The organism is Hallella seregens ATCC 51272, assembly GCF_000518545.1.
GTDB classification, from domain to species: domain Bacteria; phylum Bacteroidota; class Bacteroidia; order Bacteroidales; family Bacteroidaceae; genus Prevotella; species Prevotella seregens.
The window spans coordinates 41273-52996 of record NZ_JADU01000007.1; the positions used below are offsets into that span (position 1 = coordinate 41273).

Genomic DNA, 11724 nt, shown 5'->3' on the forward strand with positions numbered 1-11724 from the left:
GTCCATGAAGATACAGAAACCCTCCTTTGAGATATGGCTCCAACAGCCGGGACTCGACGGAATATACCGCCAGATAGAGCGGGCGGGCCGCGTTTGTTACAAAAGCGAAGACCACTGCACGGCCGATTCGGCCCGTCCCTTTGTCGAGCGGATGGTCAAGAGCGACCACACGGCCATGCTCGAGCACGGCACGGTGTACCTTGCCTGTCCCTCGGCCGGCCGTCCTGCCGGGGCCGCCGGCCCTGCCGCCGACCTGCCCCCTGCCGAGCGTTACCGCCGCAACAAGTTCTCTTGGGTGAACGACGTGGCGGGCACGGCCTACGTGACGACCAATCTGCGCGTGCTGGCTGAGAACGGATGGATGGCCGACCTCGACCTGCTTGCCGGGCCCACACCGCACCACGAGCGGCGCGTCACCGTGCACTTCACCACCCAGATAAGCACCACCCGCGAGTTCAACCGCCACCGTGCCAACTCCATGGCCGAGCAGTCCACGCGCTATTGCAACTATGCCAAGGACAAGTTTGGCAACGAAATCACCGTGAACCTGCCTACGTGGGTGGCCGATGTGGCCGCCGCCCCCGAACCCGCCGCGGATGCCGGCACGCTCGCCACGCTCTTCGGCCGCGTGATGGACGGCACGGCCACCGACCTGGAGAACTGGCAATTTGCCAATCTGGCCGCCGAACGGGCCTACATGAACCTGATGGCCGCGGGCCGAAAGCCGCAGGAGGCACGTGCCGTGCTGCCGCTCGACACCAACACCGAACTGGTGCACACCGCCTTCGTGGCCGACTGGCGCCACTTCTTCGACCTGCGCGCCCTGGGCACCACCGGCGCTCCCCATCCTGATGCAAAGGTGCTGGCGCAGCCCCTCATGGAGGAGTTTGTGCGGCTGGGACTGCTCTAAGCCGATGGATGCGCGCGTTCCTGCCGGTCTGCTGCACCCCTTGAACCTAACGGTTGAGCCGCCGCTGCGGTTCAACAATCCTTTTTATTATACCCTCGATGCGCTTTGCCGCGGGGCCATGAACGTGCTCACGGCCTGGCTCGACGGCTCGGTGTCGCAGTGTTTCTCCTCCCGGCCGCCCTCGTCGGCTTTCCAGGCGGAGATTGCCCGCGGCAAGATGTTTGGCGTGTTGATAGTCGAAACGCCTTGTCTGGCTCCCGCTTCCTCACCTGCCGCCGGCCCTGCGCCGCCCCGTTATCAGTTTCTCGCCGGCTACAGCGGGCAGATAGGCGGGCGCAGCGACTGGCCGGACTTCGTGCCGGCCGTGTTCGATTATCTGCAGCCCGACGGCTATTTCAAGCGCGAGGAGGCCGCAATCGTGGAGCTCGGCCGGCAGTTGGCGCAGCTGCCCCGCCCTCGGCCATGGGACGGGACGGCCGTTGCGCCGCGCCCTCCCGCCGACAAGGAGCGGCGGCAGGGTGAGACCGACGAGGCCTACATCCGCCGCCGGCAGTTCGAGAATGCCGAGCTGCACCGTTGGAAGCTGGGGCAGCGGGCCCTGCGCGAGGCGTTCGAGGCCGGCGAACGGCAGAAAGCGGAGCGCATCCAGACCCTTAAACGGCTGCGGCGCCAGCGCAGCGACGCCCTGCAGACGTGGCTCTTCCGCCACTTCGTGATGTGCAATGCGCGGGGCGAGCGGCGCAACCTGGTCGACATCTTTGCCGACCATCGGCTGGAGCCACCCGGCGGGGCGGGCGAGTGCTGCGAGCCGCGGCTGCTACACTATGCCTTCAGCCACGGGCTGCGGCCGGTGAGCATGGCGATGTTCTGGTGGGGCGAGAGTCCGCGGGGTGAGGTGCGCCACCACCTGCAGTGCTATCCGGCGTGCAACGGCAAGTGCAAGCCCCTGCTGCCGTGGATGCTGCGGGGCATGGACGTGGCCTCCAACCCGCTGGAGCAACCCTCGGCTCACACACTGCCGACGGTCTACGAGGACGACTGGATTTGCGTGGTGGACAAGCCCGCGGGCATGCTCTCCGTGTCGGGAAAGAACGGGCGCGAGAGCGTGCTGGGCCTCTTGCGCCGCCGCTATCCCGCCGCCGAGGGGCCGCTCATCGTCCACAGACTGGACATGGACACGAGCGGACTGATGGTGGTGGCTCTCACCATGGAGGCTTATCTGGACTTGCAACGGCAGTTCCTGCGGCGCGAGGTGTCCAAGCGTTACGTGGCCGAGCTGGTGCGTCCGCTGGCTGTAGGGCGTGGCTCGATAGCCTTGCCCCTGCGTCCCGACCTGGCCGACCGGCCCCGACAGATGGTGGATTGGCTGCACGGCCGCCCGGCGGAGACGCGCTTTGAGCGGATAGATGGCCGCCGTGTGGCCCTCTATCCGCACACGGGGCGCACCCACCAGCTGCGCGTGCACTGCGCCCACCGACAGGGTCTCGACAATCCCATCGTGGGCGATGCCCTCTACGGACAGCGAGCCGACCGGCTGCACCTGCATGCCCAGACCCTCTCTTTCCGCCATCCGCAGACGGGCCGACAGATGACCTTCACCTCCCCCGTCCCTTTCTAAGACAGGGTATCTTTAGACAGAACAACATATCTTACAGATGGCTCGCGCGGTGGGAGAAAGACATAGTAACAAAAGAACATATCAGCTCACACGGTATTTTTTAGACATAGTAACAAAAGAACATATTGGCTGCGCGATGAATGGGCTCACGCAGAGGCACAGAGACAAGGAGGCTGCGCGAAGAAAGGGCTCACGCAAAGGCGCGAGGACAAGGAGGTTGCGCGGGGATTTTCAAATCTGAATTTGGGGAAAACGAATGGATGGCCGGTGATTAAAGGTTTTGGCATAGGGGCTGGGCTCCGTGCCAGCCCGCACGTTTGGGACAAACGTTCACGGTGGTAGGATGCGTGAAAATGCGGTTGTGCATGCGCCACGACGGGGCCATGCCATGACGAATGAAACCCAATCTTTGTGGCATCCCTCGGTCGGGGCAAAATCGTCACGGCGTAAACGCGTTGTGTTTGCGCCGTCGTCGCATCTCGTTTACACCGTTATCACGATGCAAAAAGGCCGTAAACGCAAAGCGTTTACGGCCTTTCTGTTGCAGGTGCACGGTGTCATGGTTACAAGTATGCGGTATCATGGTTGTGAAAATGCAGTGTAAAGATTGTGGGTGCAGTGTGCCATGGTTGTGAAAATGCGGTACAATGGTTGATAGAATGTGGCACAATGGTTGTGGGTGCACGGTGTCGCCATGGCATGCCAACGGTATGTGGGCATTTCGTATTGCATATAACGTTTGTTCCAAACGGGCGGGCCGGCACGGAGGCCGGCCCCTACGTCAATACCTTTAATCACCGGCCATCCATTTGATGACCTTAAGTTCAGATTTAAAAATCCCCGCGCAGCCTCCTTTTCTCCGCGCCTCTGCGTGAGCCCTTTCTTCGCGCAGCCAATATGTTCTTTTGTTACTATGTCTAAAAAATACCGTGTGAGCTGATATGTTCTTTTGTTACTATGTCTTTTTCCCACCGCGCGAGCCATCTGTAAGATATGTTGTTCTGTCTAAACCCACCCATTATTCTGTCTAAAAAGCGCAGGCGGAGCCGTCTCAATACAGGTGTTGGACGATGAGCGTGAGGTTGTGTCCGAGGAGCAGGGCCACCACAAAGACCAGGACCGCCTGCGCCAGGAGATGCCACTTTCCCCGCATGCGCTGCAACACGAACGAGGCGGCGATGGGGAGGGTGAACAGCCATCCCGAGGCCATGATATAGATTTCGTTCACGGCAAAGCCAAGGACGAGGTTGAGCAGAACGTCGAAACAGAACCAGCAGAACAGCATCTGCACCAGCCGGTGCCGCCGCCCCAGCCACAGGCCACCCACGAGCAGCGCCACCATGAACGCCTCCACGGCGTAGCACCACCACGAGTGGTAGCGCACGATGCTGGGTCGCGTGCGCAGCACATCCTCCAGCGCGTGGCCGCGGTGCAGCAGGATAGACTCGCCGAAATAGTCCTCGACGAGGATGGGCAGCCGTGGCGTGGAGAAGTCCATGAGGCTTGCCACCCCCGTGCCGGCCGCTTTCATGTCGTGCGTTTGCTTCCAGCGGCGGTGGTCGGCAATCTCTTTTTTCTGCTTGGCGTCCATGGTCTTGGCGCTCTTTTTTTCCATCTGGGCGATGGCTTCGGCCTGTGGCACCTCGAAAGCCTCCACCTGATACTGCTGGATGCCCAGCAGCAACGCCAGCGGCATGACCGTGCCCAGCAGGACGAACCGGGGCCTGAACACGCGGCGGCTGTTCACAAAAAGGTCGGCCAGCAGCGTCTTCACGCCGTTGGAGGCCGCGATGCCCGCGGTGAAAAACAGCAGCAGGGCCGACTGCCACCACAGCATCAGCCGACCCGTCATCAGCTTCTTGCCGGCGATGTAGGCCGTCATGGTGAGCAGCATGAGCGAGATGACGAAATGGTCGGGCACCATGGCCGGCACCATGACATGGCCGAAAGAGAAGAGCAGGGCCGTGAGCAGCAGGGCATCATTGCGCGGCACCGACAGGAGTTCGCGGAAGATACGGTACATGAAGATGGCCGTGTAGACGGCCGAGAAAACCAGCACTGCCCCTATCATGAACACCGCAAAGTTGACGCCTGTCTCGGTCATGAGCCAGTGGTTGAGCAGGTACATGGGGTAGAGAAACGAGAGATAGAGCGGGTGGCGGATGGTGATGAAGTGGATGCGAAGCCCCGACACGGTGATCCACGACCAGCAGTCGTAGCCCGACATGGTGAACCTGCGCGTGAAGAGCGACCAGAATCCGCCCGGCGCTCCCTGGGTGTAGGCCTCCCAGTGGCTGCCGATGAGCAGGGCGTTGAGTCCCACAAAGAACAGCAGGGCCACGAGGGCCAGCCACCGTTCCTCCCGTTTGATTTTGAAAATATGCAGTGGATGGGTCATGAGAATGGTTTCAAGTGGTGTGTTGAACCTTGGTTTGTGCCCGCAAAAATACGAAAAAAAGGCGAAAGGGAACTGCCTTTAGGTACTGAAAAGCGCGGTTTTCCGAATAATTCACCTATCTTTGCAAGGGCGTGTTCCGGCTGTGGCAGACAGCGGCAACGGCGGAACCATGCCATAGAACTCAAGGACGAATGATGACAAAACAACCCTACAAGACAGACATTGCGGTGCTGATGCTCTTCTTCAACCGTCCGGAGACGTTCCGGCTGGTGTTCGACGAGGTGAGGAAAGCCCGCCCCTCGCGGCTGTTTCTCTACCAGGACGGGCCGCGTGACGAGCGCGACCTGCCCGGCGTGGAGGCGTGCCGGCAGATCGTGGCCGAAGAGAACATCGACTGGGAATGCGACGTGGTGCGCAACTATCAGACGCAAAACCGCGGCTGCGACCCGTCGGGCTACCTGTCGCATACGTGGGCTTTCTCGCTGGCCGACAAGGTGATGGTGCTCGAGGACGACGTGGTGCCCGCGCAATCGTTCTTTCCTTTTTGCAAGGAAATGCTCGATCGCTACGAGCACGACCCGCGCGTGGCGATGGTGGCAGGCTTCAATACCGACGAGGTGACGCCCGGCGTGCCCTACGATTACTTCTTTACCTCGGTGTTTTCCATCTGGGGATGGGCCTCGTGGCGACGGGTGGTGGAGCAGTGGGACGAGCAGTATGGCTTCATGCGCGACGACTTCAACCGCCGCCAGCTGGCCTCGCTCGTCAGGGCAAGGGGCTACCGGCGCGACTTCATGCGCATGTGTGCCGACCATGCTGCGAGCGGCAAACCTTTCTTCGAGAGCATCTTCTGGGCGGCCCTGCTCATGGGCAACGGACTGGCTGTGACGCCTACCCGCAACATGATTAACAACGTGGGGGCCACCGCCGACTCCACTCATTTCTCGGCGTTGAAGACCATGCCGCGCCGCCTACGCCGCATCTTCACCATGCGGCGGCTCGAAACCGACTTCCCGTTGCGCCATCCGCGGTATGTCATGGAGTACGTGGACTACAAGGAACACTTCTATCGCGCACAGGGCTGGAACCATCCTTGGCTCAAGGTGAGCCGCTCAATGGAAGAATTAATGCTGAATCTTCGCTACGCCAACTTTGCCGCCATCGGCCGCGCGCTGGCCCGGCGGGTGGGCAAGTGGACGGGCCGGGAACGGCATCGGTAGGGGAGTTTCGGGGGCGTGCCCCTACCAGAGGTACTCTGTGTAGAGCCAGCCATTCCACGCCAGGAGGAAGAGAGCCAGCGTGAGCACCGTCAGGCGGGCGGCCGTGTGCAGCCTTGGCGAGCGGCGAAGTGCCCTGAACAAGTAGGCCATGGCTATGGTGAGCACGAAGAGCCAGTGGGGCGACATGATGTAAACCTCGTTGAGACCGAAGCCCAGCACCACGTGGATGAACATGTCGAAAAGGAAGAAACCGAGGGCCAGCCAGAGGAAACGGCTGCGTCGTCCGCACCAGACGCCCGCCAGAAAGAGCAGTACGAGCAGGGCCTCGACCACGTAGTTGAGGGCATAGCGATAGGTCACGATGACGGGACGGGTGGACAGGTCGTCTTCGAGCAGATGGTCTTGGTGCAGCTGCAACGCCTCTCCGAAGAGGTTTTCGACCACCGACGGCCACCGCGGCGTGGTGATGTCAGTCCACTGTGAGAACTCTCCTTGGGCGATGGGACGGCCCACATGGGCTTTCCAAGGCTTGTGGTTTTCGCGGGCTTGACGGGCTTGGGCTTTCGCGGCCAGCAGTCGGTCGATGGCCCGATGGATGGCGGCGGTGTCGCGCAGACGCGTGGTATCGCGGAAAGCGCGTGCCGTCTTGTCGCGCCGTATCTGCTCGTTGCGGGCACGGATTTCCTGTCGGGTGATGTATTTGGGCCGCTCAAAATGGTGCCATTCCAGTCGGGCCACGCCCCAAAGCAGGGCCGACGGCAAGGCGACGACCAGCAGCAGGTGGGCCGGCCGCCAGAAACGGCGGCCGTTGGCAGCCCAGCAGGCCATGAATGTCTTGATGCCGTTGTTGAGCGAGATGCCGGCCGTGAGCGTGAAGAGCAGCAGCGTTTGCCAGACGCGCATGGGCCGCCCGTGCTGCATCTTGCGCCCGGTCAGGTAGAGGGTGAGCACCAGCATGAACATCGAGAGTGCGAAATGGTCGGGCACCGACACGGCCACCATGACATAGGCAAACGAAAACGTGAGGCCGCCGAGTAGCCAGGCGTCTGGCTGCGTCACGCCCACCACCTCGTGGAAGATGCGGCAAAGGAAGACAAACGCATAGAAACTGCACGCCACCAGCAGGGCTCCCACCACCAGTTGGGCGCAGTTGCAGCCCGTGAGCAGCATGAGGCCTTGGTTGATTTGGTTGGGAATGTACATGAAGAAAGCCAGCAACGGATGGCGGTAGATGTTGTATTCCGTGTCCCAGTTGGACACCACGGCATAGGTGAGGGGGTCGAATCCCGAGATGTGGAACGTGCGCACGAAAAGCCGGTGGTAGTTGTCGGCTGGAGTCATAAACCGGTCTGCATAGCGCGCAATGACGAGAACGTTGAGCGTGATGGTGTAGACGAGGGCCGCAAGAGCCGTCCACCGTTCGTCGCGGCGTATCTTGAAGAGGGAGAGGTAAGGCATTCAGGAGCTGTGTTGTTTGAGGAAAAAGCGCACCAGCAGGAAGTTGACGGGCACGCAGATACCGAACATGGGGATGGGTGCCAGCTGTCTGGGCACGCCCAGCCAGAGGAAAAGGGCCAGCGTGCCCATCTGCAACAGGTAGTTGACAAGGTGGCTCAGCGCGAAGCCCGCGCCGCGCCGGGCATTGGCCTTGACGTGGAACGTGAAGCGGGTGCTGGCATAAAAGTTGAACAGGAAGCTGACGGCGTAGCCCAAAGTGTTGGCCACGCCGGCGGCTGCCCACCGCAACAGCAGCAGGTAGACACCATATTGTATCAGCGTGGCCACGGCCCCCACGATGCCGAAGCGCAGCACTTCGCCCAGCTGCTGCCGTCGTTCAGGGGCGAAACGGCTTGTAATATCCTTGGTCTGCATAGGCTAACAGTTCGCGGTCGCCCCGGCTGTCGCCAAAGGCGGTGATGAAATAGTGTGAGCGCGGCCCGCTGAGCGCGGCCTCCACACGCCTCACCTTTTCCGCCCCGTAGCAGTTGGGGGAGGCGAAGTGGCCGGTGAGACGGCCGCCGGCAACCTCGACCTGCGTGCCGAGCACACGCACCTGGCGGTGCGGCAGGAAGAACGGGGCCACCCAATTGTCGATGCTTGCACTCACAATGAGCACCTCGGCACCCTCGGCCAAGGCGCGGTCCATGGCCGCAAGGCCCTGTGGCCGCAGCAGGTGGGCCGAGTCGTGGGCAAAGCTCCGGCAGCAGGCATCGAAGGCTTCGAGCGGCATTCCCCTGAAGTAGAAAGAGAAGAGGCGTTGCTTGGCCCGGCTGTTGGAGTAGAGTTTCAGCTTCATCAGCACCAGCAGCGGGGCGTGGAGCAGCAGTCCGCCCAGCAGGGCGGGTAGGCCCCGGACGTGGCGAATGAAGGCGAGCAGCGTGTCGCGGGTGGTGAGCGTGCCGTCGAAGTCGAAGGCATACAGCCTCTTGCGTTCGGTTGCCGCCGGGCTTTGTCCGGCCGTTATGGGGTGGTGAGGGGTCGTCATGTCGTCAGAGCACATAGATTATCATCAGGAACGCCAGCAGCCAAACCAGTCCCACGAGCTGGATGAACCGGTCGCGGAGGATCACCTGGGTAGGATTGCCACTCTTTTTCTCCACTACGGCAATCTGGATATAGCGCAGCAGACCCACCAATACCAACACGCTCGTGAGGTAAAGATAGTCGTTGTGCAGCTGGGCAATGACCTCGGGGCTCACCGTGTACATGATGTAACACACCAGTGTGACGGCTGCCGTGATGGTAATGGCCTGGTTGATGAAGGTGGTGTTGTAGTGTATGGTGTTCTTTCGGGGGGCTTCACCGGTGGCCTCCATGCGCAGCACGTCGTCGCGCCGCTTGGCAAAACTCATGAAGAGAGTGACCAGAAACGTCATGAGCACTATCCATTTGCTTAGTGCGATGCCCGTTGCCAGGCCCCCGGCCAACAGGCGCAGCACGAACCCGAAAGCCACAATGCACACGTCGATGATGGCATATTGCTTGAGCTTGGCGCAGTAGGCCAGGTTGAGCAACCAATAGAACAGGATCACCGCAAGGATTCTGAATGCGGAACTTGGGGCTCTGAACATTGAGCATTGAACATTGAACGTTGCGCTTTGAGCAAGCAGTGCGGTGTCCTCCGGGGCCATCTGGCACGTGCCCAACAGCAGGCACAGGGCCATGGAAGCCGCGAAGAGCAAGGCCATGAGCGCGTAGGCCCGGCCGATGGAGACGGCTCCCGAGGCGATGGGGCGGTGGCATTTCTCGGGGTGCCGCCGGTCGTCGGCCACGTCGTGAATGTCGTTGAAGCAGTAAATGCTCGATGCAGCAAGGCTGAAAGCCAGAAAAACGACGGCCCCCGACAGCAGGGCGTCGCCGCGAAACAGGGCTCCGCCGAAGACGAGAGGGCCGAAGACGAAGAAATTCTTCATCCATTGAGCGGGCCGGATAAGGCGTAGGAGATTCTTCATTCGGGTATCAATTGATCGATTCGGGCCGACAGCCAGCCGGCCACCTTGGCCAGCAGCCAGGCCAATGGCAGCGTCACGGCCAGACAAACAACGAACGTAGGCCAGTAGGTCCAGCCCTTGGGGATGTAGTCGAGAACGAAGTGAATGTGGACGAGATAGCACTCCAGGCTCAGCGCGCCCACCAGTCTGAAAGCACGGTTGAAGCCTGCCGGGGTGCGGCGGAACACGCGGTTGAGCAGCAGGATGGCCGTCACCGTGAGCGGAATGTAGAGCATGCGCTCGATGAAGAGCGGGAACTGGCCGTGCCGAACCTGCTCCAGGAAGATGCTGGAAGCCAGTCCCATGACGAAGATCAGCAGTATCATCCACACCCCGGTGCCGTCTACTTTCTGCCGGGTGCGCACCATCTCGCCCATGTTGATGCCGATGAAGAAGATGGGAACACGGCTCCAAAAGATCTCCAAATGGCCCACGGCGTGGTGGATTGGTGTGACCCACTCCACCAGAATGCACCACATTACCATTACCACGGGCAGCCAGCGGTACACCGGGTGGTGGCGGATGAGCTCCATATAAGGCGGTGCCAGGAGGTAGAGCATCATGGTGGCGGGAATGTACCAGAACGTAAGCTCGTCGCGAATCCAGAAGTCCCAGTTGATGGCGATGTCGCCCACGAGGTCGATCCACGCCATGACACTGCCGCCGTGGAAGCGCGGAATGTAGTAGAGACAGGCAATGATGAGCCACGCCGGATAGATGCGCAGGTAGCGGCGACGGAAGAATCGGCGCACGTCGGGCCGTTTCACCCACGAGAACCAGAGGCCCACACCACTGAGGAAGAGGAAGATGTCGACCCCGATGTTGCCCATGCGACGCAGCCCGTAAAAGGCATCCCATCGGGGCAAGGCCACGTGGAACAGGATGATGAACAGCATGGCCGCCCCCATAAGCTCGCCTCGATAGCGGCTGATGTTGGCCAGTTCGATGTCGGGAATGGCGTGTTTCATGACAGGTGGGGGTTCGGAATCTTCTTCATCAGCTCGCGGATGAGCCACGCGGCACCCAGTGAAGTGATGACGTAGAGCAGCAGACCCACATAGACGTCGCCGCCCCTTGAGATGGGAATGAACAGCTTGCGCAGCACGGGATGGATGACAAAGAGGGCCGCCGAGAGGCTGCCCATCCACTCCAATACCCACAGCAGACGGGCCGATAGGCCGCCCAGACGCACGCTGCCGACGAACTTCACCACGTAGACACTGGCATAACACACCAGGGCGGGCACCAAAACCCAGCCCCAGAAACTGCCGCTCAGCCCGTAGATAAAGAAAGAAGTGATGACCGCCGACATGAGCAGGGCCCCTGCATTCAGCCTCAACAGTATGACGCGCTCGCCATAACGTGCAAAGAGCAGCCCCATGCCGAAAGGCAGCATGCCGCCCATGAAGTTGTAACGGTAGCGATTGAGCGCCTCGCCCTCGGGGTCGAAGAGCAGCTGCGCAGCCGTGCACGCCAGCATAAGCCCCACTGTCCAGCCCCAGTGGCGGCGGTGGAGCAGCAGCCGGTAGACGATGTAGAGCTGGAGCATGAGCCCGAAAAACCAGTAGGGCCCCGGCCAGATGTTACGGTCGGGCTCGGGCAACAGGTTGTTGAGCATGGCCAATTGAGCCACGATCTGCACCACGCTGTAGTGCCAGCGGCCGGGCGTGAGCACATCGACAATGGCAAAACAGATGAAGCCCACTATCATCATCTTGAAGAGTTTCAGGTAATGATAGCGCACGAAAGCCAGCGGAGCCGCCGCGGGTGCGGGGCCGCCGTACTTGCGTTCCAGTCCGAAGGCACTGAGAAACAGGAACACCGGCACCCCATAGTGACCGAAGAACGACAGCAGATGGAGCGGCAGCAGTGCGTCGGGGGCGGTCAATGCCTGGTCCAGCCAGGCGGCATTGTGCCGGAAAAACTGGTATTCGTTCTCTTTCACCACGGGCCCCAGCCAGTGGCAATAGTTGTGCAGGAAGATGCCGAAAATGGCCAGACCGCGCAGCGCGTTGCACTCGGCGCGGCTCAGGAGCTCGTGGTTGATTCTGTATTCCATGCGTCAAAGTTGGTCGTAAGCAGGTTCG

Annotated in this window: 10 protein-coding genes; 3 read left to right on the forward strand and 7 right to left on the reverse strand. The window is 61.1% G+C overall.

Features of this window, described 5'->3' with window-relative positions:
- Positions 1-4: 4 nt before the first annotated feature.
- Complete coding sequence (locus L888_RS0102575; RefSeq protein WP_027951750.1) at positions 5-910, forward strand: FAD-dependent thymidylate synthase; 906 nt, start codon at positions 5-7, stop codon at positions 908-910.
- A gap of 4 nt (positions 911-914) precedes the next feature.
- Positions 915-2528: an RluA family pseudouridine synthase gene (locus L888_RS0102580; RefSeq protein ID WP_027951751.1), complete on the forward strand. Its 1614-nt coding sequence runs from the start codon at positions 915-917 to the stop codon at positions 2526-2528.
- Positions 2529-3579: 1051 nt separating this feature from the next.
- Here the strand turns inward: L888_RS0102580 and L888_RS0102585 are convergent.
- Complete coding sequence (locus L888_RS0102585) at positions 3580-4926, reverse strand: DUF6080 domain-containing protein (RefSeq protein WP_027951752.1); 1347 nt, start codon at positions 4924-4926, stop codon at positions 3580-3582.
- Between the two features lie 191 nt (positions 4927-5117).
- On the opposite strand from L888_RS0102585, the gene L888_RS0102590 reads away from it, so the two are divergent.
- Complete coding sequence (locus L888_RS0102590; RefSeq protein ID WP_027951753.1) at positions 5118-6146, forward strand: hypothetical protein; 1029 nt, start codon at positions 5118-5120, stop codon at positions 6144-6146.
- 21 nt (positions 6147-6167) lie between these two features.
- On the opposite strand, the gene L888_RS0102595 is transcribed toward L888_RS0102590, so the two are convergent.
- From L888_RS0102595 to L888_RS0102620, 6 genes are read right to left on the reverse strand one after another with little or no spacing between them, the layout of a single operon-like run.
- Positions 6168-7604: a DUF6080 domain-containing protein gene (locus tag L888_RS0102595; RefSeq protein WP_027951754.1), complete on the reverse strand. Its 1437-nt coding sequence runs from the start codon at positions 7602-7604 to the stop codon at positions 6168-6170.
- Entirely contained in the window at positions 7605-8018 is a 414-nt protein-coding gene (locus L888_RS0102600; RefSeq protein WP_027951755.1) for a GtrA family protein, read from the reverse strand.
- Positions 7981-8631, reverse strand: coding sequence for an HAD family hydrolase (locus L888_RS0102605; RefSeq protein WP_044248494.1), 651 nt, complete (start codon positions 8629-8631; stop codon positions 7981-7983). Before L888_RS0102605 ends, L888_RS0102600 begins: the two co-directional genes overlap by 38 nt.
- A 4-nt stretch (positions 8632-8635) precedes the next feature.
- A complete protein-coding gene (locus L888_RS0102610; RefSeq protein WP_027951757.1) occupies positions 8636-9598 on the reverse strand; it encodes a UbiA prenyltransferase family protein in 963 nt (320 codons plus the stop codon).
- Positions 9595-10605, reverse strand: coding sequence for an acyltransferase family protein (locus L888_RS0102615; protein ID WP_027951758.1), 1011 nt, complete (start codon positions 10603-10605; stop codon positions 9595-9597). Before L888_RS0102615 ends, L888_RS0102610 begins: the two co-directional genes overlap by 4 nt.
- The gene (locus L888_RS0102620; protein ID WP_027951759.1) at positions 10602-11696 is read right to left on the reverse strand and encodes an acyltransferase family protein; all 1095 of its coding nucleotides are present in this window, start codon (positions 11694-11696) and stop codon (positions 10602-10604) included. The genes L888_RS0102615 and L888_RS0102620 overlap by 4 nt, the downstream gene beginning before the upstream one ends.
- Between the last annotated feature and the right edge of the window lie 28 nt (positions 11697-11724).